General features: G+C 39.2%; 27 protein-coding genes, 1 tRNA gene and 1 pseudogene. 18 read left to right on the top strand and 11 right to left on the bottom strand.

Annotated elements, in window-relative coordinates; translation table 11 throughout:
• Window positions 1–105: 105 nt before the first annotated feature.
• Window positions 106–600, top strand: a complete 495-nt coding sequence (locus VIM94_RS10565) for a metallophosphoesterase family protein (RefSeq protein ID WP_332039262.1) — start codon at window positions 106–108, stop codon at window positions 598–600.
• A 280-nt stretch (window positions 601–880) separates the two neighbouring features.
• Here VIM94_RS10565 and VIM94_RS10560 read toward each other — a convergent pair whose 3' ends face one another.
• Window positions 881–1,291, bottom strand: coding sequence for a DUF4293 domain-containing protein (locus tag VIM94_RS10560; RefSeq protein ID WP_332039273.1), 411 nt, complete (start codon window positions 1,289–1,291; stop codon window positions 881–883).
• Window positions 1,292–1,483: 192 nt separating this feature from the next.
• On the opposite strand from VIM94_RS10560, the gene rho reads away from it, so the two are divergent.
• The 5 genes from rho to VIM94_RS10535 all read left to right on the top strand — a co-directional run bounded on the left by rho (window position 1,484) and on the right by VIM94_RS10535 (window position 6,322).
• The gene (gene rho, locus VIM94_RS10555; RefSeq protein WP_332039261.1) at window positions 1,484–3,145 is read left to right on the top strand and encodes a transcription termination factor Rho; all 1,662 of its coding nucleotides are present in this window, start codon (window positions 1,484–1,486) and stop codon (window positions 3,143–3,145) included.
• Between the two features lie 256 nt (window positions 3,146–3,401).
• Window positions 3,402–3,474 (top strand) — tRNA-Gly (locus VIM94_RS10550).
• A gap of 310 nt (window positions 3,475–3,784) precedes the next feature.
• Complete coding sequence (locus VIM94_RS10545; protein WP_332039260.1) at window positions 3,785–4,336, top strand: ATP-dependent Clp protease proteolytic subunit; 552 nt, start codon at window positions 3,785–3,787, stop codon at window positions 4,334–4,336.
• A 1-nt stretch (window position 4,337) separates the two neighbouring features.
• Window positions 4,338–4,622 (top strand): GNAT family N-acetyltransferase, encoded by a 285-nt coding sequence (locus VIM94_RS10540; protein WP_332039259.1) that lies wholly within the window; start codon window positions 4,338–4,340, stop codon window positions 4,620–4,622.
• 53 nt (window positions 4,623–4,675) lie between these two features.
• Entirely contained in the window at window positions 4,676–6,322 is a 1,647-nt protein-coding gene (locus VIM94_RS10535; protein ID WP_332039258.1) for a L,D-transpeptidase family protein, read from the top strand.
• Here VIM94_RS10535 and VIM94_RS10530 read toward each other — a convergent pair.
• Window positions 6,312–7,055, bottom strand: coding sequence for a murein L,D-transpeptidase catalytic domain family protein (locus VIM94_RS10530; RefSeq protein WP_332039257.1), 744 nt, complete (start codon window positions 7,053–7,055; stop codon window positions 6,312–6,314). The genes VIM94_RS10535 and VIM94_RS10530 overlap by 11 nt on opposite strands.
• Before the next feature lie 242 nt (window positions 7,056–7,297).
• Between VIM94_RS10530 and VIM94_RS10525 the strand changes: the two genes are divergently transcribed.
• From VIM94_RS10525 to VIM94_RS10490, 8 genes and pseudogenes are all read left to right on the top strand, one after another.
• Window positions 7,298–7,483 (top strand): hypothetical protein, encoded by a 186-nt coding sequence (locus VIM94_RS10525; RefSeq protein ID WP_332039256.1) that lies wholly within the window; start codon window positions 7,298–7,300, stop codon window positions 7,481–7,483.
• Between the two features lie 33 nt (window positions 7,484–7,516).
• Window positions 7,517–8,068, top strand: a pseudogene (locus tag VIM94_RS10520) (M48 family metalloprotease); the annotation flags it as partial.
• 80 nt (window positions 8,069–8,148) lie between these two features.
• Complete coding sequence (gpmI, locus tag VIM94_RS10515; protein ID WP_332039255.1) at window positions 8,149–9,666, top strand: 2,3-bisphosphoglycerate-independent phosphoglycerate mutase; 1,518 nt, start codon at window positions 8,149–8,151, stop codon at window positions 9,664–9,666.
• Between the two features lie 4 nt (window positions 9,667–9,670).
• On the top strand, window positions 9,671–10,234 hold the full coding sequence (locus VIM94_RS10510) for a thioredoxin family protein (RefSeq protein WP_332039254.1): 564 nt from the start codon (window positions 9,671–9,673) through the stop codon (window positions 10,232–10,234).
• Between the two features lie 44 nt (window positions 10,235–10,278).
• Window positions 10,279–10,680, top strand: a complete 402-nt coding sequence (locus VIM94_RS10505; RefSeq protein ID WP_332039253.1) for a BT0820 family HAD-type phosphatase — start codon at window positions 10,279–10,281, stop codon at window positions 10,678–10,680.
• A gap of 2 nt (window positions 10,681–10,682) precedes the next feature.
• Complete coding sequence (gene map / locus VIM94_RS10500) at window positions 10,683–11,498, top strand: type I methionyl aminopeptidase (RefSeq protein WP_332039252.1); 816 nt, start codon at window positions 10,683–10,685, stop codon at window positions 11,496–11,498.
• Window positions 11,491–12,054, top strand: a complete 564-nt coding sequence (locus VIM94_RS10495; protein ID WP_332039251.1) for an HNH endonuclease signature motif containing protein — start codon at window positions 11,491–11,493, stop codon at window positions 12,052–12,054. The genes map and VIM94_RS10495 overlap by 8 nt, the downstream gene beginning before the upstream one ends.
• A gap of 31 nt (window positions 12,055–12,085) precedes the next feature.
• Complete coding sequence (locus VIM94_RS10490) at window positions 12,086–12,850, top strand: class I SAM-dependent methyltransferase (RefSeq protein ID WP_332039250.1); 765 nt, start codon at window positions 12,086–12,088, stop codon at window positions 12,848–12,850.
• Here VIM94_RS10490 and VIM94_RS10485 read toward each other — a convergent pair whose 3' ends face one another.
• From VIM94_RS10485 to VIM94_RS10450, 8 genes are all read right to left on the bottom strand, one after another.
• A complete protein-coding gene (locus VIM94_RS10485; RefSeq protein WP_332039249.1) occupies window positions 12,851–13,852 on the bottom strand; it encodes an FAD:protein FMN transferase in 1,002 nt (333 codons plus the stop codon). It abuts the gene before it with no gap.
• Between the two features lie 4 nt (window positions 13,853–13,856).
• Window positions 13,857–14,213 carry a Na(+)-translocating NADH-quinone reductase subunit F gene (locus VIM94_RS10480; RefSeq protein WP_332039248.1) on the bottom strand — a complete coding sequence of 119 codons (357 nt, stop codon included), beginning with the start codon at window positions 14,211–14,213 and terminating at the stop codon, window positions 13,857–13,859.
• Window positions 14,214–14,276: 63 nt separating this feature from the next.
• Window positions 14,277–15,566 (bottom strand): NADH:ubiquinone reductase (Na(+)-transporting) subunit F, encoded by a 1,290-nt coding sequence (gene nqrF, locus VIM94_RS10475; RefSeq protein ID WP_332039247.1) that lies wholly within the window; start codon window positions 15,564–15,566, stop codon window positions 14,277–14,279.
• A 16-nt stretch (window positions 15,567–15,582) separates the two neighbouring features.
• A complete protein-coding gene (nqrE, locus tag VIM94_RS10470; protein WP_332039246.1) occupies window positions 15,583–16,197 on the bottom strand; it encodes an NADH:ubiquinone reductase (Na(+)-transporting) subunit E in 615 nt (204 codons plus the stop codon).
• A 19-nt stretch (window positions 16,198–16,216) separates the two neighbouring features.
• The gene (locus VIM94_RS10465; RefSeq protein ID WP_332039245.1) at window positions 16,217–16,966 is read right to left on the bottom strand and encodes an NADH:ubiquinone reductase (Na(+)-transporting) subunit D; all 750 of its coding nucleotides are present in this window, start codon (window positions 16,964–16,966) and stop codon (window positions 16,217–16,219) included.
• A 2-nt stretch (window positions 16,967–16,968) separates the two neighbouring features.
• Window positions 16,969–17,712: a Na(+)-translocating NADH-quinone reductase subunit C gene (locus VIM94_RS10460; protein WP_332039244.1), complete on the bottom strand. Its 744-nt coding sequence runs from the start codon at window positions 17,710–17,712 to the stop codon at window positions 16,969–16,971.
• A gap of 2 nt (window positions 17,713–17,714) precedes the next feature.
• Window positions 17,715–18,896 carry an NADH:ubiquinone reductase (Na(+)-transporting) subunit B gene (locus VIM94_RS10455; RefSeq protein WP_332039243.1) on the bottom strand — a complete coding sequence of 394 codons (1,182 nt, stop codon included), beginning with the start codon at window positions 18,894–18,896 and terminating at the stop codon, window positions 17,715–17,717.
• Between the two features lie 14 nt (window positions 18,897–18,910).
• Window positions 18,911–20,254 (bottom strand): Na(+)-translocating NADH-quinone reductase subunit A, encoded by a 1,344-nt coding sequence (locus VIM94_RS10450; protein ID WP_332039242.1) that lies wholly within the window; start codon window positions 20,252–20,254, stop codon window positions 18,911–18,913.
• A gap of 169 nt (window positions 20,255–20,423) precedes the next feature.
• Between VIM94_RS10450 and VIM94_RS10445 the strand changes: the two genes are divergently transcribed.
• From VIM94_RS10445 to apaG, 3 genes are read left to right on the top strand one after another with little or no spacing between them, the layout of a single operon-like run.
• A complete protein-coding gene (locus VIM94_RS10445) occupies window positions 20,424–21,674 on the top strand; it encodes a DUF5103 domain-containing protein (protein WP_332039241.1) in 1,251 nt (416 codons plus the stop codon).
• Window positions 21,675–21,689: 15 nt separating this feature from the next.
• Window positions 21,690–22,775 carry a DUF3667 domain-containing protein gene (locus VIM94_RS10440; RefSeq protein ID WP_332039240.1) on the top strand — a complete coding sequence of 362 codons (1,086 nt, stop codon included), beginning with the start codon at window positions 21,690–21,692 and terminating at the stop codon, window positions 22,773–22,775.
• 13 nt (window positions 22,776–22,788) lie between these two features.
• Entirely contained in the window at window positions 22,789–23,175 is a 387-nt protein-coding gene (gene apaG / locus VIM94_RS10435; protein WP_081209533.1) for a Co2+/Mg2+ efflux protein ApaG, read from the top strand.
• On the opposite strand, the gene VIM94_RS10430 is transcribed toward apaG, so the two are convergent.
• On the bottom strand, window positions 23,172–23,879 hold the full coding sequence (locus tag VIM94_RS10430) for an NRDE family protein (RefSeq protein ID WP_332039239.1): 708 nt from the start codon (window positions 23,877–23,879) through the stop codon (window positions 23,172–23,174). The genes apaG and VIM94_RS10430 overlap by 4 nt on opposite strands.
• A gap of 141 nt (window positions 23,880–24,020) precedes the next feature.
• Between VIM94_RS10430 and VIM94_RS10425 the strand changes: the two genes are divergently transcribed.
• Window positions 24,021–24,833, top strand: an 813-nt coding sequence (locus VIM94_RS10425; RefSeq protein WP_332039238.1) for an aldehyde dehydrogenase family protein, incomplete at its 3' end; no start/stop codon positions are given.

Genomic DNA, 24,833 nt, shown 5'->3' with positions numbered 1-24,833 from the left:
AAATTATTTTTCTATATTTTCGAACTGCAAAGATAAGGCAATTATCACAAGCTGAAATTCTCCCAAGCCGAGGATTTAAATAAGTTTAAACCAGAAAAAATAGTTTTGAAAAAAATCCTGCTCTTAAGTGACACCCATACCTATATTGACGAAAGAATCCTCCACTATGCTGCACTGGCCGATGAAATTTGGCACGCCGGAGATATCGGTACCCTTGCTGTTACCGATGCGCTTCAGAAAATAAAACCACTAAAAGCCGTATATGGAAATATTGACGGAGCAGAAATAAGAAGAGAGTTTCCGCTTCACCAACGTTTTATGTGCGAAGGAGTAGATGTTTGGATAACCCATATAGGTGGTTATCCAGGCAGATATTCTCCGGCAATAAGAGAAGAAATTAGAAAAAACCCACCTAAACTCTTTATCTGTGGCCACTCCCATATCCTAAAGGTGATGAACGACAAACAACTAAACCTGCTTCACATGAATCCCGGCGCAGCCGGAAAACAGGGCTTTCATAAAAAACGCACTATGCTTAGATTTAAAATTGACGCTGCGGAAATCAAGGATTTAGAGGTGATAGAGTTAAAAAGTAAGTAGACAGTCCCAGTAAGCAGTATACATTTAGAAGGTTCGCGTCATTGGGATAGAGCCACGACTGAAGCAATCTGTTCTAATAATTTCACGAAACACTTGTGATCTAAAGGTTACCACGCTCCTACGCCGCTCGTAATGACGAGGGAGAATCAATATACTCAACTCCAAACATTTAGGAGTTCATAAAGACATACCAAATTGATTCCGCTATACTTACAAAAACTAAAAAACCCGAAACTTTCGTTCCGGGTTTTCACGCACTAATACTACTAAGATGATAGGCTTATCGTAATCGGTCCACAGATTTTACGAGATCTTCGTCCTTTTTAATGGCCTTATTGGCCAAAACAAGAAAAACGATAGAAATTATTGGAAGAAACATCCCAATATCCTTCTTTGAGATTATCACCTCTCCGGATAAGCTTAGCGACCAATAAACAAACACTCCTAGTAAAAAAAAGTTTAAAAGTATATTTAAACGCCCCAGCACAAACTGAAGCTTTCTGTTTTTAAACATAAAGATACTCACCAATGAAAGCAATGCCGAAGAAATGAACATAATAAAAACCATTAGTTCATTGTTAGCATACACGGTGTTACCCTCTGAATTTTCCCAAAGTGGAAATAAAAAAATCAATCCACCGCTAATAATAGCAGCCAGTAACAAATAAACAGTCTGTATTCTTTGTAGCATATCGGGGTTACAATTCGCCACAAAAATAATAGATTCTTTAGAAAATTCCACTTTAAATATTAAAATAAAGTCGTATAATTGCAGAAACAAATCGTAACCGGTTCTAAACAGGTTACTTAAGTCTCCAAATTTTTTCGATTCTTCCACGAGAAGTTTTAATCAACCCAAATACAATTTTATTCTTAATTATTCATGTTTGAAATTTCAGAATTAAAAGCTAAAAAGCTACCTGAACTTCAGGAAATCGCTAAGTCATTGAAAGTTCCTAAATTCAGAAGCCTTAAAAAATCAGATCTTGTTTATCAAATCTTAGATCACCAGGCTGCCAACCCGGCAATTGCTAAGGAGGTTTTGGCCGAGGAGCGCCCTAAAAGCTCTGAATCTTCAGAAAAACCACAGAAGAAAAAACCCGGAAAAATAGGCAGCGAGAAAAAACCACCACGACACAGTCAAAAAGACTCTTCCCCTAAAGAAGAAAAACCACGAACTAAATCTCAGCCGGAGAGACCAGAAAGAGAAAAACCTCAGGCCAGAGAAAACAAAAGACCGGATAAGCGTTCTTCTAAAGACTCCAGGGATGACAATCGTGGAAATCAAAGAGACAAGCAGGATAGCCGGAGTAAAAATACTTCGGGCCGTGACAATGGAAATCGCGATAACAGCAATAACAATCGTGACAATAACCGGGACGCAGGAAACCGTGACAGTCGCAATCGCTATCGCGAACCCGATTATGAATTTGATGCGATAATAGAAAGTGAGGGAGTACTGGATATCATGCAGGATAACTACGGATTCCTGAGGTCTTCAGACTACAACTACCTTACTTCTCCAGATGATATTTATGTATCACAATCCCAGATAAGATTATTTGGTCTTAAAACCGGAGATACGGTTTTAGGTCAGATCCGTCCACCGAAAGAAGGAGAAAAATATTTTCCTTTAATCAAGATCAACAAGATCAATGGTTTGGATCCACAGGTAGTGAGAGACAGGGTTTCTTTTGAACACTTAACCCCACTTTTCCCTAAGGAAAAATTCAATATTGCAGATAAGCAGAGTTCTATTTCAACAAGAATTATGGACCTTTTCTCTCCTATAGGAAAAGGACAGCGGGGAATGATAGTTTCCCAGCCAAAAACCGGTAAAACAATGTTGCTTAAGGATATCGCCAATGCTATTGCTGCGAACCATCCTGAAGTATATCAAATCGTTCTTCTTATCGATGAACGTCCTGAAGAGGTTACTGACATGCAACGTAATGTTCGCGGGGAAGTAGTTGCTTCAACTTTTGATAAGGAAGCCCACGAACACGTTCGTGTTGCAAATATCGTATTAGAAAAGGCCAAGCGCCTGGTAGAATGTGGCCACGACGTAGTGATACTTCTGGATTCTATTACCCGGCTTGCCCGGGCATACAACACGGTACAACCTGCCAGTGGTAAGGTACTTAGTGGTGGTGTAGATGCTAATGCCCTACACAAACCAAAACGTTTCTTTGGTGCTGCCCGTAATATCGAAAATGGTGGTTCCCTATCCATTATTGCAACGGCCCTTACCGATACAGGTTCCAAAATGGATGAAGTTATCTTTGAAGAATTCAAAGGAACCGGTAATATGGAACTACAACTTGACAGAAAGATTGCCAACAGAAGAATCTTCCCGGCAATAGATCTTACTTCTTCCAGTACACGTCGCGACGACTTATTATTGGACGATAACACTATTCAGCGTATGTGGGTACTACGCAAATATCTTGCTGATATGAATCCAATTGAAGCAATGGAATTTATTGAACAGCGTTTCAAACAAACCAGGAACAATGAAGAATTCCTGATTTCGATGAACGCCTAGTTTTCAGAAAATATAATTATTCAAAAGCCGGAATCTTCATTAGATCCCGGTTTTTTTTATTTGCCTTAGAAATCTCATTTTATAAAAAAGTTCAAAAAAAATAAATTTAATTCGGTACATATTGATTTTCAAAGCTATATATATGGAAGCTGCTTTTCGGGGGCTATTCGGGAATTATTCTTTAAGAAATAATGAATCTAAAGTTCAGAATTATTTGGAATTTATTTCCCTTTAAGATTATATTTGCATTCGTATTGCGGGAGTAGCTCAGTTGGTAGAGCGTCAGCCTTCCAAGCTGAATGTCGCCGGTTCGAACCCGGTCTCCCGCTCTAAGAAACCTCTACAATTTTTGTGGAGGTTTTTTTATGAAATAATGCGATCGGACGGGAAACTTGTCCCGATTGAAGCCCCTTCTCTTCTCTGTTCAACCTCTGCAGAATTTACTAAGCCTAAAAACATCAAGTTTGAACTTTGATTCAAGGGCCAAAAGCAACAACCTATCAAATCACCTTCAGCAGGCTATGCTTTTGTTTCCCTTATATAGGTATAAAGTCTTGTTAAATGCCTCAGGAAAAAGAAGTTTTTCTATCAAAATAGCCTTATTTTTAGCTTAATAAATTAAAACCACTATTCCATATTATGAAAGATAAACCCGGAAAAATTCAGGACCTAATAGATGCAAAATTTTTAGAGAAACGAAAAGTATTCCTTTGGGGAGAAGTAAACGACAAGACCGCTAAGCATGTGATCGATCGTCTCTTGTACCTGGACATGGAAAGCGATAAGGAAATCCAGTTTTTTATAAATAGCCCAGGAGGTTTTGTAACCGATGGGTTTGCGATCTATGATACTATGCAAGGGCTTAGAAGTCCCGTTTCCACCATTTGCTCCGGCCTGGCAGCTTCAATGGGATCCATTCTTTTATCTGGTGGCACCAAAGGAAGAAGACTTATCCAACCTCATGGCAAGGTGATGATCCATCAACCTATGGGTGGAGCACGGGGCCAGGCTTCCAATATAGAAATTCAGGCCGCCGAAATACTAAAAATAAAAGAACTGAGTGCCCGCATTCTTTCAGAAAACTGTGGTCAGCCTATAGAAAAAGTAATGAAGGATTTCAACCGCGATTACTGGATGAATTCAGAAGAATCTATCGATTACGGAATTGTAGATGATATATTAAAGAAATAATATGGATATTAAACATAAGGAAACTCAAACCCGGGGAATGTTCTACCTGGAAAACAATGATGGTGTTTATGCTGAACTCACCTATACCCATAAAGAAAACGATATTCTCACCATAGACCATACTGAGGTTAATGAGGAACTGGAAGGACAGGGTATAGCAGGGAAACTGCTTAAAAGAGCTGTGGAATTTGCTCGGGAACAGGGGTTAAAAATAGATCCGCTTTGCCCTTATGCTGAAATACAATTTGAACGAAATGAATCTTACCAGGATGTAAAAGCAGACTAATTAGGGAGGTCTTTTCCCTGGCTTCGTTTTTTTACCGCTCCAAAATAACCTACATGAAAATTATTAGATTTGCCCTTTATTTATCTCTTATATCAATTCTCGCGACATCCTGTGGAAATGATCAAAAAGAACCCGGAATAGAAACCAAAAATACTCCAGATATTGAGGAGATTAAAAATCTTTCTTCAGCGACAAATGTGGAAGAGAAAATCCAGCAATGGCAAAAGGAGACTGCTAATGCAGGAATTCAACTCGAAAACATACGACTGGTAGACAGTTTTTATTCCCAGCGGGAATATGCCCCCATCTGGAACAACCGGGAATTACGGGAAGATCTCTTTCGGAGTATTGAGAACGCAACAAATCACGGGCTCCGGTTTAATGATTACCATGGGGATTACCTGGAAATGGCCTTGTCTAATCTTGCCAACCTTGATCAGGAGGAAAAAGACCTTTTGGAACTTGTACTCACCGATGCTTTTTTTACTTTCGGAAGGCATTTGAATTCGGGTAAGTTAGCTCCCAAAAAACTCTACAGCATTTGGGATATTGAAAGTAATAATGCCGATTTGCTCCAGCTTTTCGAAAGAGCTATTTCAGAAAACAGCATTTCCTCCACGCTGGAAGACCTGGCTCCAAAACATATAGTTTACAAAGGCCTTCAAAAATCACTTAAGGACTACCGGAGCTTAATGGAAACTGAAGAAAATCCAACGCAGGTCCAGGCTGGAGAAAGTATAAAACCGGGCGACACCAGTTCCAGAATGGCTATGGTCGCTTTACGGCTTAAAGAATTAAATTTTATAGACAGTATTCCGCCCAATTCAACTCATGAATACAATAAGAGTTTGGAAGAAGCCATCAGAAAGTTTCAGGAACATCACGGGATAGAAACCGATGCTGTAATAGGTGGTGGAACCATTTCAGAACTCAATAAGACCTACAAAGAGCGGTACGAACAGATATTAGTGAACTTGGAGCGTTGGAGATGGCATCCTCATGAACTGGGTGATCATTATATAATTATCAATATTCCTAATTATAGATTACATCTGGTTAAGGGCAAAGATACAATTAGCAGTAATCGTGTAATGGTAGGAACTGAAGCACGGAAAACACCTGTTTTTTCAGATAAAATTGAACATATAGTATACAACCCGACCTGGACCATTCCTCCTACAATAAAAAAGAATGATGTGATCCCGGCCGCCAAAAGGAATAGCTCTTACCTCACTAGTAGAAACATGTCTGTTTTTGACGGAAGAGGTAGGAGGTTAAATCCTGCAGAAATAAACTGGAACAGCCGGGAAGTGGTGAATTATACTTACCGGCAGGAAGCAGGACCAGCCAATCCATTAGGAAAAGTCAAGATAATTTATCCTAACAGGTATTCTATTTACCTGCACGACACCCCATCTAAAAAGCTTTTTGAGAAAAATTCGAGGGCTCAGAGCTCAGGCTGTGTTAGAGTTGAAGGAGTATTAAACCTCGCCGAATATTTACTAAACGACCAGGAAAAATATACTTCAGAAAAAATTCAGGAAATTCTGGATTCAGGCAGAACCACGACCATAAAGATAACCAAGGATGTAAAGGTTTATCATTTGTATTGGACGGCCTGGCGTGAGGGTAATGAAACCAGATTTGCAGAAGATATTTACAACCAGGACAAAGAAATTTTACAGCTACTTAAGAATTAAGTAACTGAGAATTTTCCAGATAATTTTTATCTTCTTTATGGATAAAAATTACAGATTTCCCTTTTATACTTTCAATAAGATCTTTAGCGATGGTATTTGGAACTGCTGGACAACCATAACTTCTACCTAAACGTCCAATCCTGTCTATGAAAGATGGCTCGGCATAATCTGCACCGTGTACCACTACATATCGCTTTCTGGCGTTGTGATTAAAACCTTTTTCCTGACCGTCCAGATAAAGGGAAAGCCCGTTCTTACCGTAATAGGTTTTTCCGGTCACATAGAAACCAAGAGAACTTTGCAGGGAATTAACCGTATTGGAAAATTTAGTAGCATACTCGCCCCCGGTATTCTTTCCATGGGAAACATAAGTATGAAATAATACATTTTTATTAGTCATGTCAAGGATCCACATTCTTTTCGTGGTGGAAGAAAGACCAAAATCAATAACCGTTAAGAGTTGATTACCTACCTTACCTTTTTCATCCAGTTTGGTGTAACCTGCCATGGCTCTTTCAAAAACATTTAAAGCTGGCATACTTAGATTGTTTTCAGTAAATTCATTATATACTGTTGCAACCTTTTCAGAAAAAGTTACAATTTCTTCGGAAGGCAATTCCGGAACGGTAGGAGCTTCAATATTTGAGTCTGAATTTGAAGGTAGATCAGAGGAGGTTGTAAATGCGGAAGTAAAAATAAGGATCCCGGTGATGGTTAATATCTTTTGAATCATAGGCGAAATTAATTTTTTGTGGTTCTGTTAATTTATTCCAAAGGATATGCCAAGAAAGTCGTTTTTCACGTTAATTAGTGCAAACTAGGCCTGAAGAGCAAATTTTAACATAATTCAGCAATATCAGGCTAACTTTCAACCAATTATAAGCCGATTTGGTAACAGCTACAACGCAAAATAAAGAGATGTAGTATAAAAACCAGCAAGGTATTCTGTTAAAATTTTTATTCATTTTTTAAGTCATGAAAAGAGGAGGTAGTTTTTTAAGAATTATTATTGGAATAGGAATAGTAATCTTTGGGCTAGTGAAATTCTGTACTTGGGCAGAGGAAAATCCTTATACTGGGGAAACCCAATATGTAGACCTTAGTACGGAAGAGGAAATGGCCCTCGGGGAAGAAAGCACCCCCATGATGATCCAGCAATAGGGAGGCTTACATCCCGAGGAAGCTGAACAAAGGAAAGTGCGGGAAACAGGACAAAAACTAGTGCAAAATAGTATTGCCAACGCCTCCCCATATGATTACAATTTTTTTTTGCTGACCGATACAAATACCATTAATGCCTTCGCACTTCCCGGAGGTCCGGTCTTTATCACCCATGCCCTTTATTCAAAATTAGAGAACGAAGATCAATTAGCGGGAATACTTGGCCACGAGATAGGTCACGTCATAGGCCGGCATTCATCAGAGCGAATAGCCAAACAGGGATTTACCAATTCGGTAATTACCGGCGTGGCTGTAGGTTCGGGCAGCCAGGAGGCCGGCCAGGCAGCGGCGGTGATCGGGAACCTGGTCAATATGAAATATGGCAGGGGAGATGAATTAGAAAGCGATAACCTGGGAGTAAAAATAATGATAGATGCCGGATACGACCCTAAAGCCATGTTGGGAGTAATGCAAATTCTTAAAGAAGCTGCAGGCCCCAATCGCAACCCTGAATTCCAAAGCACCCACCCCGCTCCTGAGAATCGCATGGAAAAGATAAAAAAAGCCATTGAGCAACATCAGTAGATTTAATAAAACATTAGTCGGTGATGCTTAGCGAGGGCTAAAATTTGTTTTTATCTTTATAGCCAAAATTTAATTGAGTTATGAATAAGAAAGTTTTACTGATGATCCTGGACGGATGGGGAATAACCCAGGACCCTAAAGTCTCTGCAATAGCAAAGGCTAACACCCCGTTTATGGATTCGGTTATAAAAGAATATCCTCACGCAGAATTACGTACCGATGGAATGAATGTAGGTTTACCTGATGGCCAGATGGGAAACAGTGAAGTAGGCCATATGAATCTTGGTGCAGGTAGAATTGTATACCAGGACCTGGTTAAGATCAATATGGCTGTAGAGAAAAACACCTTAAAAGACGAACCGGTTCTCGAGGAAGCCTTTTCCTATGCCATAAAAAACAACCGGCCCATCCATTTTATGGGATTATTAAGTGATGGCGGGGTTCACTCCCACATCAACCACCTAAAAGGTCTTCTCAGTGCAGCGGAAGAATTCGGAGTTAAAGAAAAATACGTACACGCTTTTACTGATGGGCGGGATGTAGATCCACATTCGGGAAAAGGATTCATAACCGAAATTGAAGAACACCTAAAAAAGACAAATGGGAAACTGGCCTCGGTAATAGGCAGATATTTTGCCATGGATCGTGATAAACGTTGGGAGCGGGTAAAAAAAGCCTATGACCTAATTACTAAAGGCGAAGGTACTAAAACCACCAATGCTGCTAAAACCATAGAAGAGAGCTACAAAAATAATGTAAGCGATGAGTTTATTGAGCCAATCGTTCTTACCAACGATGCAGGAGAACCGGTAGCTAAGCTCAGTGAAAAAGATGTGGTAATTTTCTTCAACTTCAGAACAGATCGCGGAAGACAGCTTACCCAAGCTCTTACACAGGAAGATTTCCCCGAATATAATATGAAAAAAATGCTGTTATACTATGTAACCCTTACCAAGTATGACGATAATTTTCAAGGAATTAATGTTGTTTTCAAAAAAGATAATATCAAATCGACCCTGGGAGAAGTTTTGGAATACACAGGAAAAAAACAGATAAGAATTGCTGAAACTGAGAAATATCCTCACGTTACTTTTTTCTTTTCCGGAGGTCGTGAAAAACCTTTTAAAGGAGAAAAAAGAATAATGTGCAACTCCCCAAAGGTGGCCACCTACGACCTAAAACCAGAGATGAGCGCTTATGAGTTAAGAGATAAGATCATCCCGGAAATCCAGGAACATTCAGCCGACTTCATCTGTCTTAATTTCGCAAACCCGGATATGGTTGGACATACGGGAGTATTCGAAGCCGCTGTGAAGGCTTGCGAAACAGTGGATTCCTGTGCCAAAGATGTAGCTGAAGCAGCCCGCGAGAATGATTATTCAGTAATAATCATTGCAGATCACGGCAACAGTGAAACTATGATTAATCCAGATGGAAGCCCCAACACGGCTCACACTACCAATCCGGTGCCCCTTATTTTAATGGACAGCGATGTAAAAGAGATCAAAAGTGGAAAACTTGGGGATATCGCCCCTACCATATTAAAACTTATGGGGATAGACCAGCCCGATGTAATGACCCAAGACCCTTTAATTTAATTTTATGACGAATAAATTTGTATTAATCCTCTTCGGCTTGCTTATAAACTGTAATTCTTCTACAGAAAAAGTTAGCGAAAAAGAAAGCCGCGAAGAGATTCAGGAAGAATTATCTTATAATCAGGAAACTTATCTGCTTGGAGGATTTGAGCGAAAAGATCTGGAACAAAGCCCTTATTCATATTGGTTTGAGAGCGGATACAAAAATTACCAACCAGAAGCAGAACATATGAAAGTTATTAAAGAAAATATTTCAGATTATGAAATAGTTCTTTTTATGGGAACCTGGTGTTCTGATAGTCAACTGGAAGTTCCCAAACTCTATAAGATCCTGGACCTGGCAAATTACGATTATTCCAAATTAACGAGTATAGCAGTAGATCCCGATAAGGAGACCCCTAATCATATTGAAGAAGATTACGAAGTCAACCTGGTACCCACGATTATTTTTCGCAAAAATGGTGAAGAAGTAAATCGTTTCGTGGAGTTTGCATTAGAGACTTTTGAAGAGGACCTGGCTGATATTGTAAGTCAGAAAGCTTACCAAAACCCATATGCCGATTTTTAAAATCAGAAACCAAATTATAGTTTAATCTTTCTAATTTTTGTATTATGCCAAAATCCCTTACAATAGCTGTAGATTTTGATGGAACTATTGTAGAGAACAGATATCCTGAGATTGGCAAACCTATGCTTTTTGCCTTCGAATCATTGCAAAAACTACAGGAGGAAGGTCATTTATTAATACTTTGGACCTATCGGCATGGCGAAAAACTTGAAGAGGCCGTAGAATTTTGCCGAATGAGGGGTATAGAATTTTATGCTATAAATAAAAGTTACCCGGAAGAAGATTTCGATAATGGAATAAGCAGAAAGATTCTTGCTGATATTTTCATCGATGACAGAAATATAGGAGGAATGTTAGGATGGGGAGAAATTTACCAGAAACTAACAACCGGAAATGAAAAACCACAGAAAAGGAGATACGGTTTCTTAACCGCTTTTAAAAAATAGTAATGATTATACCTAAAACAAGAGAAGAGATAGAGTTACTAAGGGAGAGCGCCCTTATAGTTTCAAAAACCCTTGGTATGCTCGCCGCGGAAATAAAACCCGGTGTCACTACCCTTCATTTGGATAAATTGGCAGAGGAGTTCATCAGGGATCATGGAGCAGAACCTGGATTCCTGGGAATGTATGATTTCCCCAACTCCCTTTGTATGAGCCCGAACGCACAGGTAGTGCATGGAATTCCCAATGACACCCCTTTACAGGAAGGTGATATTATTTCTATAGATTGTGGAGCACTCAAAAACGAATTCTATGGCGACCATGCATACACTTTTGAGATTGGCGAGGTTTTACCCGAAATAAAAGAACTACTTAAAGTAACCAAAGAATCCTTATATGTGGGAATAAGAGAATTTAAAGCAGGTAACCGTGTAGGTGATGTAGGCTATGCCATCCAGCAGTATACAGAGAGTCGCGGTTATGGTGTGGTAAGGGAACTTGTAGGCCATGGTCTTGGAAGAAAAATGCATGAAGATCCGGAGATGCCAAACTACGGTAAGCGCGGAAGAGGTAAAAAATTTGTAGAAGGGATGGTTGTAGCCATTGAGCCCATGATAAATCTGGGAACCCGGCGAATAAAACAACTCCCAGATGGCTGGACCATCCTGACAGCAGATAACAAACCCAGTGCACATTTTGAACATGATGTGGCCCTGGTGAACGGAAAACCAGAATTATTATCTACATTTAAATATATTTATGAAGCTCTAGGAATGGAGAGCGATGAGGAAGTAGAATTTAGAGCCGAAGTATATGATTAAAGATTTTAGACAGGAGCGGTGGAAAACCTTACATAAGGAAGAATGGCAGGAAAGATTTGTCTATAAAGTTTCCAATTTTGGACGTATGATCAGTTTTCTTAGAAATCCCGAAGGAGAACTGGTTAAAGGAGGTAAAATTGGTGGCTACCTCAATTTCTCGGTGAAATTAAAAACGGGGAAATCTAAAAGCTATTATATTCATAGAATAGTAGCCGAATTATTTCTGCAAAAGAAAGAGAACGATAAATATGTTGTTCACCGAAATTTTCAGAAAGACGACAATAGGGTTTCCAACCTTGCCTGGATGACCCAGGAAGAATGGGTACAACATCAATACAATAGCCCGAAAGTTAAAGAAAACAAGCACAAGCGAAAATTACGTAAAGTGGTTTCTTATTCGAAACTCACCTATGCCCAGGCGGTAATCCTCAAAAAGAAATTACTGGATCCTAACCGAAAAACCCGAATCAGGGTCCTGGCCAAGCAATTTGGGGTTTCTGAAATGCAATTGTACCGCATTAAATCGGGGGAAAACTGGGGAGATATCGAAGTTTGATGTTTGGACCTCAAGCTGAATCGTAAATTAAATGAAGAAAGTGTTTAAACTAATCCTCAATGCATTTCCCAGGCCGCTGTTAATTCGTTTTAGTTATCTCGCCAAACCATTTTTAAAATTTGCGCTCCGCGGCAATAAATATAAAGATCCAATTGATGGTAGTAGTTTTAAAAAATTTCTTCCTTATGGCTATGTAAAGCAACGGGAAAACGTGCTCTCTCCTTCTACCCTTTCCCTGGAACGCCATCGTTTACTCTGGCTTTATTTAAAAAATGAAACCGCCTTCTTTACCCGCAATTTAAAAGTACTTCATTTCGCCCCGGAACAGGCTTTTTATAAACGTTTCAGAAAACTTAGTAATCTCGATTACACCACAACAGATCTCAACTCTCCCCTGGCCGATGTAAAGGCAGACATCTGTGATCTCCCCTTTTCGAACAGCTATTTCGATTTTATACTCTGTAACCACGTGCTGGAACATATTCCAGATGATAATAAAGCTATGCAGGAGCTTTACCGGATTTTAAAACCCGGCGGCACGGCTATTCTTCAAATCCCCCAGGATCTTGACCGCGAAAAAACATTTGAAGATAATTCTATTACTGATCAAAAAGAGCGGGAAAAGATCTTTGGTCAATATGATCATGTGAGAGTTTATGGCCGAGATTATTTTGATAAATTAAGAAGTATCGGTTTCAGAGTTGAAGAAGTTGACTATACCAGAAATTTATCTTCCGAAGAAATAGACAAATACCGCCTGGTAAAAGGAGAAATCATACCTGTTTGCTATAAATAATTAATCCCTTAGTGCTTTTTTAAATCCTTCAGAAGCATAGACTTCAGGCGTTCCCTTATTCACAAAGATGAAATACGCATCAACATTATCAAGCTTTTTCAGCAAAGCTACAGCTTTCTCAAAGCCCATAGCCATAAATGCAGAGGCATAACCATCGGCAAGGGTACAGTTTTCAGCTAAAACCGAAGCGCTAAGAAGATCGGTCTTTTCAGCACGCCCGGTAAGGGGATTAATGGTATGCACAAAGGTATTACCTGAGGAGTCTGTTATAAATTTCCGGTAATTCCCGGAGGTAGCCATTGCCCTGTCTTTTAAAGCAAGGATTGTTTGAAATGTCCTTTCTCCAGCCTTCTGTTCTGGGTCATCTATAGCTACAATCCAATCTGAATCTTTCTGTTTATTTCTTCCTTTAGCCACAAGTTCACCACCTAATTCGATGAGATAATCAGAAACATTGTTTTCATCAAAATATTCAGCAATAACATCAATGGCGTAGCCTTTAGCAATGGCATTAAAATCGATATAAATTCCGGACTTGGCCTTTATTAAACGGTTATTTGCATCCAGTTGGAGCTTATCAAAGCCTACAAGACCATGAAGGGAATCAAGGTAAGCCTGCTCAGGCTGTTCAAGTAGTTTTTCAGGGCCAAAACCATAAGCATTTACAAGATTACCAACAGTGGGATCAAAATAGCCTTCGCTCTCTTTATAAATCTTCTGTGAGGCTTTAAAGACTTTTACAAAATGTTTATCAACCACAATGCTTGTATCTCCATTATTAATTCTGGAAATATGCGAGTCATCCTGATAAGTGCTCATGGAGGCATTAATAATATTAAAAATGGAATCCAGAGCGGCCTCAATTTCCAATTCCTTCTCTGAGAAATATTTAATATTATAAGTTGTTCCCAAGGCATTCCCGGACAGGCTTTCGGCAGAATTTTCTGGTTCACATGAGAGTAGAAGACTCAAGGAAAGTAATAGAAATAAATGTTTTTTCATGTTCTTAAATTTCCTGCCAGCCTTCATAGTTTACCACATAAGCTTCACCGTGGGCAACCGGCTTCTCGTAATCCAAGGAATTAGCAAGACCAACACCTGCGTAAAAGGTACGGGCATTAAACTTTTTGGCATGTTGTTTTATGGTTTCCAAAAACTGAATTTCAAATTCCCGTGGATTATGTGGATATTCTATAGCCCGAACAATTACAAAATGTAGCTTCTTATCTTTAAGGGCAACAAATTGGGGATCTTTTTGAATTTCACTATTCACCCCCAAAAATTCATAACCTTTCTCCTCAAGGTCTTTTCCTACGATATTCATCGCAAGATTATGCAGTTCCTGATCATTTAATTCAGCCATAGTGCAAAAATAAAAAAGACCGTCTTCACAGACGGTCTTTTTAGCTTATTATTTATTGAAAGATTATCCTCCAAAGTCATCAAATCTGATATTCTCATCAGGGATACCAAAGTCTTCTCCCATTTTCTGAACAGCTTTATTCATAAGCGGAGGTCCACAGAAATATAATTCGATTTCCTCTGGTTCTTCGTGTTTACTCAAATAGTTATCGATAACAACCTGGTGGATGAAACCTACAAAGCCATCTCCTTCGTCATCGATATCTTTTTTCACTTTCCAGTTATCCTCTTCCATTGGTTCAGAAAGTGCGAGAAAGAATCTAAAGTTAGGGAAATCTTTTTCCAGAGCCCTAAAGTGTTCAGAATAGAACAATTCTCTTTTCGAACGACCACCATACCAATAGGTCACTTTTCTACCTGTTTTAAGGGTACGGAAAAGATGATAAAGGTGAGAACGCATTGGCGCCATTCCTGCTCCACCTCCAACATAAAGCATCTCTGCATCACTTGGGTTGATAAAGAATTCTCCATAAGGTCCTGAAATGGTTACCTTATCTCCTTTTTTCCTGGAGAAAATATAGGATGAAGCAATCCCTGGATTTACATTCATCCAAGTATCTTTCGCCCTATCCCATGGTGGGGTAGCAACACGAACATTAAGCATAATCTCACGACCTTCAGCAGGGTAAGAAGCCATAGAATAGGCTCTTTCCACTGTTTCAGTGTTTTTCATTACAAGTGGCCACAGCTTAAAATTATCCCATTCTTCTTTAAATTTCTCAGGCTCACCCGGATGTTCATCGGGGTGGGCTGTAATATCCATATCGCTGAATTTCACTTCACATTTAGGGATCTCAATCTGGATATAACCACCGGCCTTATAATCCATCTCTTCAGGAATTTCAACAACAAATTCCTTGATAAATGAGGCTACGTTGTAGTTTCTCACTACAGTAGCTTCCCATTTCTTGATTCCAAATACTTCTTCCGGAATCTGGATTTTCATATCTTCTTTTACCTTTACCTGGCATCCAAGTCGCCATCCCTGCGCGATCTCTTTACGGGTAAAATGCGGCTCTTCGGTAGGAAGAATAGCTCCTCCTCCTTCAGAAACAATACATTTACATTGAACACAGGTACCTCCACCTCCACAGGCAGATGGTAAAAATAATTTATTATCTCCTAAGGTAGAAAGCAGGGTTCCTCCTGAACCTACCTCCATATCTTTTTCTCCGTTAATATTAATTGTCACCGGTCCTGAAGGTGCCAGTTTAGCCTTGGCTCCAAGCAAAATGGAAACCAACAACAGGATCAATACTAAAAATACTACTACACTTGCTATTACAACTGTCATAATCCTACTTTTTCGATTATATTTTAATTCCCATAAAACTCATAAAGCCAAGAGCCATTAGACCGGTAATAATAAAAGTTATTCCCAGGCCTTTTAACGGAGCCGGTATGTTTGAGTATGCAATTTTCTCACGAATGGCGGCAATTCCAAGAATAGCCAGGAACCAGCCAACACCACTTCCAAATCCATAAGTAACGGCTTCAGTGATAGCGCCAAAGTCTTTTTGCTGCATAAACAATGAACCACCAAGGATGGCACAGTTTACAGCGATAAGCGGAAGAAAAATACCCAAGGCACCATAGAGAGCAGGAGCAAATTTTTCCACAATCATTTCTACCAGTTGTACCATAGAAGCGATTACCGCAATAAACATAATAAAGCTCAGAAAGCTAAGGTCTACATCGGCATATTCGGCTCCAAGCCATGTCAAGGCACCAGGTCTTAACAGGTAGTTATCCAGCAAGAAGTTAATAGGTACAGTGATGGTAAGTACAAAAATTACCGCTGCACCTAATCCAACAGCTGTTTTCACGGTTTTAGAAACGGCCAGGTATGAACACATCCCCAGGAAGTAAGCAAAAACCATATTTTCTATGAAAATACTTCTTACAAATAAGTTTACATATTCCATTATTATAATTTTTTAGCTGTTAGTTGGTTTCTTCAATTAGTTTGCGGTTACGTGCTCGCTGCACCCAAATTATAAGCCCTACTACAATAAGCGCCATTGGGGAAAGCAACATCAATCCATTGTTTTCATATCCGAATGCATACAGGCCGGTAGATTCGGCAAGGGTATTGCCTTTATGCCCTAAAACTTCGAAACCAAATAATTTACCAGATCCTAATAGTTCACGGAAAAAGGCTACAATAATTAAGATTAAACCGTAACCAGCGGCGTTTCCAACTCCATCAAGGAAAGATTTGTAAACCCCGTTCCCAAGAGCAAAAGCCTCGAGACGTCCCATTACAATACAGTTAGTAATAATAAGACCAATGAAAACCGAAAGTTGTTTACTCACATCATAAGCATAAGCTTTCAATATCTGGTCTACCAGTACCACAAGCGAAGCTACTACTACAAGTTGTACAATAATTCTGATTCGGCTAGGAATCATATTACGCAACATAGAAATAATCATGTTACTAAATGCCATTACAGCCACAACCGCAATTGCCATTACCACAGCCGGTTCCAGCTGGACAGTGATCGCAAGTGCCGAACATATCCCCAATACCTGTACGGTAATAGGGTTGTTATCATCTAACGGGTCAGACAATAATTTCCTGTTCGCCTTCGATAGAAAATGTTCCTTCTCTTCTGAATTAGACATGAAGAGAATCATTTCTTTTTTCTTTGCTTCCTTTTCTTCGGAAGTATTTTTTTTCTCGTTAGCCATAATTATTGAATTGCTACTTTAATATCTTTTACCTTTTCAAAATAAGGAAGGTAACGTTTAAGCCTTTCAGAGATCATATCAGAAACCCCATCACCAGTAATAGTGGCTCCGGAAATCGCATCAACCTTATTGTCATCCTTATCAGAAAGATCTATATCTCCTTTAACTAAGGAAACTCCAACCAGATTACCGCTTTCGTCAAAGATTTTCTCATCAACGAATTTTTCTCTAAAGAATTCCTTGGTAATCTCGGCTCCAAGACCTGGAGTTTCTCCAAGGTGATCAAAAGTGGCACCAGCAATGGTATTCACATCATCCCTAAGGGCAATGTATCCAAATATGGCATTCCATAACCCATTCCCTCTAAGAGGAACGATATAGTATTTTTCGCCTTCCACATTAGCTATGTATAAAGGAAAAATTTGCTCTGATACGGGCTTTTTAAGCTCCTTAGCCAGATCTACCTTGAAAGCATCTACACTCTCATCTACAGACCCATCTTCACGAAGACTAATTTCTTCGCTAATATATTGATCAAAAAGTTCTTCAGCTCCTGCCCTATCGGTTTCAACACCAATAGTAGCGAGGATACTTTGCATCTTTTCCTGCCGCACGTTTTCTCTTTGCGTAGGCTGCAGGGAAGTTGCGGTAAAAGCTAATACAGAAGCTACTATTACTACCATAATAATAGCGAACATAAAAGTATAGCCGTTACTGTTAGTCTTATTTACTGATTTTTCTTCCATAACTAAACTGCTGTTTTAACCTGCCCGGTGGCAGTTTTAATTCTTTTTCGTCTGCGTTTAATGTTAGCCTGAATTACATAGTGATCTATGGTAGGGGCAAACACATTCATCAACAGAATTGCCAGCATCACTCCTTCCGGATAAGCCGGGTTAAACACCCTGATCATTATCGAGAAGAATCCGATAAGGAATCCGTAGATCCACATTCCCTTTTGGGTTTGTGCGGCAGAAACCGGATCTGTAGCCATAAAAACAATTCCGAAAGCCAAACCTCCAATTAACAGATGATTTGCCCAATAGAAATTTGTCAACTCATTTCCTGCAACTCCCAGGAAAGGAAGTGCATTAAAAATCAAGGCCATCACTGCAGCTCCCACAAAACCACTAAGAATAATCCTCCAGTTTCCAACTTTTGTTAGAATAAGAAGAAGTGCTCCAGCGAGGATAAACAAGGTTGAAGTCTCTGCAACCGATCCCGGGATTATCCCGTAAAACATATCCCACATACTGTAAGACACATTATCTCCGGCTGCAAGCGAACCAAGCACCGTTTCTCCTGAAACCGCTTCTACATTACTCGCCTCACTAACCCAAACCTGGTTACCAGACATATAAGTAGGATATGCAAAAAAGGCGAAGGCCCTTGCCGTTAAAGCGGGATTTAGGATATTCATCCCTGTTCCTCCAAAGGCTTCTTTACCTATTAATACTGCAAATACTACAGAGAGAGCCAACATCCACAAAGGAAGATCAATTGGCATAATCATAGGAATAAGCAACCCGGTGACCAGGTAACCCTCATTAACGTCGTGACCTCTAAAAATCGCAAACGCAAATTCAATTCCAAGACCAACGGCGTAAGACACTACAATCATAGGAACAATCTTCAAGGCACCGTGCCCAAGTGCATCCCAAAAAGTAAATGCTTCCCCTAACTGGCTGTAGTATTGATAGCCTGCATTCCACATTCCGAAGAGAAGTGCTGGGATTAAAGCGATAACAACTGTTATCATCACTCGTTTCAAATCTACAGCATCTCTAATATGAGCTCCCTTTTTGGTAGTGTGATTTGGGGTAAACAGAAAAGTATCTATCGCATTTATAGCGGGTGCATACTTCTCATACTTCTTCCCCTTACCAAAAGGCTCACTTATTTTATCTAATCTTTGTCTAATCCATTCCATATTTTTCCTGCTTTTTAACCTACTTCAGTAATCATTAAATCCAGGCCTAAACGAATCACTTCCTGAATTTCAATCTTCGAGGTGTTTATATATTCTACCAAAGCGAAATCTTCAGGAGCAACTTCATAAATCCCCAGGTTTTCCATTTTTTCAATATCCCCGGCCATACAGGCTTTTATAAGCTGCATAGGGAAAATATCCATTGGTAAAACTTCTTCCATTTCACCGGTAACTACAAAAGCACGTTCTTCTCCATTAAGATTAGTGGTAGGCGTGTATTTACGGTTAGGAAACAACCATGCCAGTGAAGTTCTGGAGTTTGAATGAATGTTGTTATAGGTAAATGGCATCCAACCAAAGGCTCTGTATTGATTTCCTTCAGGAATTAGCGTTAGCTCGTTATCCAGAAATCCAAGGTATTGATTATTGGAAAGTTTGGTACCAGTTAAAACATTTCCTGAAATTATACGAACATCGTCGCTAACCTCTCCTATAAAATCAGAAACATTTGCGCCAATTTTTGTACTGTAGTATTTTCGGTTTTCAGCCTCACTACCAGTTACAGCAATGGTACGATCTGCTTCTAAATGTCCGGTTAAGAAAAGCTTACCTATTATCACCACATCCTCAGGATTAAGAGTCCAAACTCTTTCCCCCTGATTTATAGGGTCGATCTTATGGATCTGTACTCCAACATTACCTGCTGGATGAGGACCACTTACATTATGAAGCTCAGCACCTTTAATTCCTTTTAAAGAAGCTGCCGAAGAATCGTCTAATGAAAGATGAACTTTTCCTGAAGTTAGTTTTTGAAGTGCGTTAATCCCCTCCTGGAATTCCGCCTGCTTATCTTTTAGGATAAAGCCCCAGTCCGGAGCCAAGGGAGCAGTACTTACTGCCGAAATAAAAATAGCTTTCGGGCTATCCTTGGGATCGGCTATAATATCATAAGGTCTTTGATTAATAAAAGCACCGCAGCCACTTTCAAAAATCCTGGCTTTAACAGCTTCAGCATCAGCTGAAGATGCGTCCATTTTACCAAATTCCTTATAAGCATCTTGGGGGTCTGCTTCTATAATTATTTCCATAATGCGACGTTTATCACCACGCTTAATTTCTTTAAGCGTCCCGCTAACAGGACTGGTGAAACGCACCTCATCGGTGTATTTTGAATAGAAAAGCTCGTCCCCGGCTAGCAGTTTCGCACCTTCCTTTACAACCATTTTTGGTACTACAGTATGAAAATCTGGCGGTTTGATGGCATAGGTCTTAGACCTTGGAGCTTTTACAAGCTCTTTTTCCGCCTCCCCTTCTAATCGTAGAGATAATCCTCTTTTAATTCGAATGTCTTTTGACATAGGATGGAGTGTATGTTAAAAAGTTTTTTTTAAAGTCAGGCAAATTTAGGAATTTTAAACCCACAATTCCCAATAAAAACAAGAATTTTCGGACTTTAAAACTGTTAAATTGAAATGTTAAAAAGTTCGGTATGAGAATTGTAATTATCTTTGAATATATTTCTGCACAATGAAAATGATCCTCGTCATACTTTCCGTTCTTTTTAGCTTTTTTGGCCTTAATGCCCAAAATGAAAAGGAAACTCTACCTCCAAATTATATATACACAATTCAGTTTGATGGCAATTCTGTTCAAAACGGAAACCCGATATTAAAACAGGGAGAAAAGTTCAAATTAAGTTTTGATGATATTATAGGAGACGAGGCCGATTATTATTACACGGTCGAGCATTATAATTACGACTGGAGCCCTTCTCTTCTCTCAAAATCAGAGTACATGGAGGGTTTTGACGATGTCAGAATACTTAATTATAAGAATTCCTACAACACCTTGCAGGGTTATTCTCATTATGAACTGGAAATTCCCAATTCCAATACCCGGGGCCTGAAAGTATCTGGGAATTATATGCTGAAAATCTTCAATGCTGAAAAAGAATTGGTGTTTTCACGAAAATTTATGGTTTACGAACCTCTGGCGCAGGTTTCGGTAAACATAAGGCGCTCGCGGGACCTGGCTTTTATTGATGAAAAGCAAGTAGTGAATTTTTCTATAGAAACCCCCGATTTGATTTTGAAGAACCCCAATGAAACGGTGAAGATTCTTATTCTGCAGAATCAGAATTTAAAAACCGCGATAAAAAACATCAAACCTCAATATAATATTGGCAACGAACTAATTTACCGTTACGATCAGGAAACCGCTTTTTTTGGAGGCAATGAATACCTCCAGTTTGACAACAAAGACCTCCGTGCAAGTACAGTAGACATAAATTATATCGAATTATACGATCTTTATCATCACCATTTATTCCCAGACAGGGCGAGGGCAAATGAGCCCTATACCTATCAACCCGATATTAATGGCGGATTTCTTGTAAGGAACCTGCAAGCTAATGACCCGGAGATTGAAGCTGAATATTCCTGGGTACATTTCAGGTTACAGAATTACAGCATGCTGGACGGTGGTGAAATCCACATCTATGGTAATTTTAATAATTTTGAAACCGACCAGACTACCAAATTAAGTTTGAATAAAGAAACCGATTTATATGTTGGGGCCAGGCTGTTTAAGCAGGGTTTCTACAATTACAAGTATGTATTAAAAAGGCCGGATGGTAGTATAGATGAAGGATTTTTTAGTGGCAACTTCTATCAAACCGAAAATGAATATCAGGTGTTGGTTTACTACCGAAGTCCGGGAGCACGTTATGACAGGCTTATTGGATTAGGCAGTGCCAACTCCACTAATATTACCAACTAACCAACTCAAGCTTAAATGGAAGAAGAAAGAAACCATTTAAAGTATCGCGGAGAACGCTGTCTTAACTGCGGTTACGAACTTGACAAAAGCGATAAATACTGTCCTGCCTGTGGCCAGCAGAATAGCACAAAAAAACTTGCACTTGATGATTTCTTCAATGAATTTTTTGCAGGGATTTTCGCTTACGATTCACGATTTCGGCGAACTATTAAGGCATTACTTTTTAGTCCCGGAAAGATTTCGAAAGATTATATTTTGGGAAAACGGATGCGCTATGCCAACCCATTTAGGTTTTACCTAAGCGCCTCCATTATATTCTTTATTATCTGGGGATTTATAAATTCCTTTGAAATCCAACCTGCAACCAATGATCTTAATCCTGAAGTGATCGAAACCAGCCAGAAAACCATCGATTCTCTTGATATTCCAAGTCCTCAAATAGGTGGAAGAGAGTTTAAATTAGACTCTCTAATCAAATCACAACAAGCAAAAGAAAAAATAACCTACAAGCAAATTTACAAGGATTGGACGGCTTTGGACAGCCTGAGCTTTTTTGAAGCCAGAAGTAATCAATTCAATATTTATTCGAAGTATTATAAACAAACAAGCGTGCTCTCGCCACAACAGGCTTTAGACAGCCTGAAGCATCCTCACACGAATGTTAATCATTGGATATATAAAAAAGCCACCGACTGGAATATATTGAAAAGCAATCCCCAGATATTCATCAATTATTTCATTAATAAGTTGCCTTTTATCATATTCTTCTACCTTCCGGTTTTTGCTTTTTTCATTTGGTTGCTTTACCTACGGCGACCATTTAATTATATGGAACATCTTATTTTTACCTTTCATGTGCAAACAACATTTTTTGTGCTCTATGGCCTTGCACTTCTTGTGGATTACACATTCAATACCGAGTTAGGAGTCACACTGGCAACCTTAATTTTTATCTTTTACCTTTATAAAGCTATGAGAAAGTTTTACGGGCAAGGCCGTGTTAAAACCGTTGTAAAGTTTATGCTGCTCAATATTATATTTTTTACCTTAGCAATTATCGCAGGGGCGGTATATATAATTGCATCGTTCGCTCTATACTAAGTGATAATTTAATATGATTCAGCAAGTTACAAGAGGAATTAAGATCTCTGTTGAGACCAGTTTTGAAGGTTCTGTTTTCAGAAGCTACAGGAAATTATTTGCCTTCGCTTATCGAATCACTATTGAAAATCAAAGCAACGATTCGGTACAATTAACCTCCCGATACTGGAGGATAAAAGATGCCTTAAATAATACTGAAATTGTAAAAGGAGACGGAGTAATTGGCAAAAAGCCTGTAATAAAGCCAGGGGAATCTCATTCCTATAGTAGCGGTTGCCTGTTAACCTCCCCGTTTGGTGCCATGAGCGGATATTACAATATGGTTAATTTCACCACCACCCGAAAATTTAAGGTTCAAATTCCTTCTTTTAAACTAAGTGTTCCCTTTGCTTTAAATTAAAGCTCCAGTTTTTTCTCTGTTATTTCAGAAGTTTTCATATCCCTGTACCAGAAATTTATTTCGGACTGTCTGGCGATTATTTGAGAAATGCTTTGCGTTTTTAAAAAACCCCGATCCATTACCAGGTCCTGTTCTTTATCCCCAATTCCTGCGTTATGATGAAAATTCAAAATATTTTCCGGGTTAAGCTTACCTCTAATTTCAGCGAACAATTCCTCCCTCCTTTTTTTCACCTCTTCAGAATATAAAGGAGAAGAAGACCAAATATGCGGTTTTAATTCCAATTGTTTTATATGCTTTATTTTCTCGTTCCATACCAGTTCGAAAAATTTTAGTTCCGTTTCCCAGTCTACCATCACAAGAGTAAAGGCCTCGACCCCACTAAGCTCGTAATTCTCTATAGCCGTAAAGCCATTTTTGGCAGCAAGAATGTCTTTTACAATTATGCCGCGACTCAAACGATAAGGTTCATTCCTTTTGTGAGGTTTAAACTCCCCATTCATTAGACAAACCACTCTTTTTTGTGAACTCCCCCCTATCCAGGTACCTCCTGCTTTTTTATCCTTAGGCATAATTAACCTGGAGCCTTCAATTTTTTCGAAAGCCGGAGCCAGGGTTTCCCTATCTACTACCTCATCTCTGTTGGAGGTTAAGACAAAGCTTTTTTGGTTTATATTTAAAGGAGCCAGACTGATGGTACACATAGAATTTTCTTAAAAAATCACCCCAAAATACTAAAATAGTTAAGCTTTCGTGAAGTCGATCTCGTTATTGCCTAAAATCGCCTAAATTTTTTACCTTTAACAGCAAGAATTAATAATCTGAAAAAACTTAAATATATTATTATGGGAAAAGGATTTTTTCACGTTCCTGTGGCTGTAAATGAGCCAGTGAAATCGTACGAACCGGGATCACCGGAAAGAGAAGAAGTATTACTTACTTACAAGGATCTATATAACACAAAAATGGAGGTGCCTTTATATATTGGCAAAGAACAAATTAAGACAGGAAATACGGCTACCATGCACCCTCCTCACGATCACAAACATGATCTTGGTGTTTATCATAAAGCAGACAAAAAACACGTTCAACAAGCTATAGACTCAGCTCTTGAAGCCCGTAAAGAATGGGCGAATTTAGAGTGGGAACAGCGCGCTGCAGTTTTCCTTAAAGCCGCCGATCTTATTGCCGGGCCTTACCGTGCAAGGATTAATGCTGCTACTATGATTGGCCAGTCAAAAAATATTTTTCAGGCCGAAATCGATGCGGCTTGTGAGTTGTGTGACTTTTTACGCTTCAACGTAGAATATATGTCACAGATTTATGATGAGCAACCTGAATCTTCTGAAGGCAACTGGAACAGAGTAGAGTACCGTCCATTAGAAGGTTTTGTATATGCCATTACTCCTTTTAACTTTACCGCTATTGCAGGAAACCTACCTTCAAGTGCGGCTTTAATGGGGAATGTAGCAATTTGGAAACCCAGTGACAGCCAGGTATTTTCAGCACAAATTGTTATGGAAGTGTTCCGTGAAGCAGGATTGCCCGATGGGGTTATCAACATGATAATGGGAGATCCGGTAATGATCACCGATATTCTTCTGGACAGTCCAGATTTTGCCGGGATACACTTTACCGGTAGTACCACTGTATTCAAA

This window comes from Salegentibacter sp., from assembly GCF_036568425.1.
Taxonomy (GTDB): domain Bacteria; phylum Bacteroidota; class Bacteroidia; order Flavobacteriales; family Flavobacteriaceae; genus Salegentibacter.
This window is presented reverse-complemented; position numbering and strand designations above follow the sequence as displayed.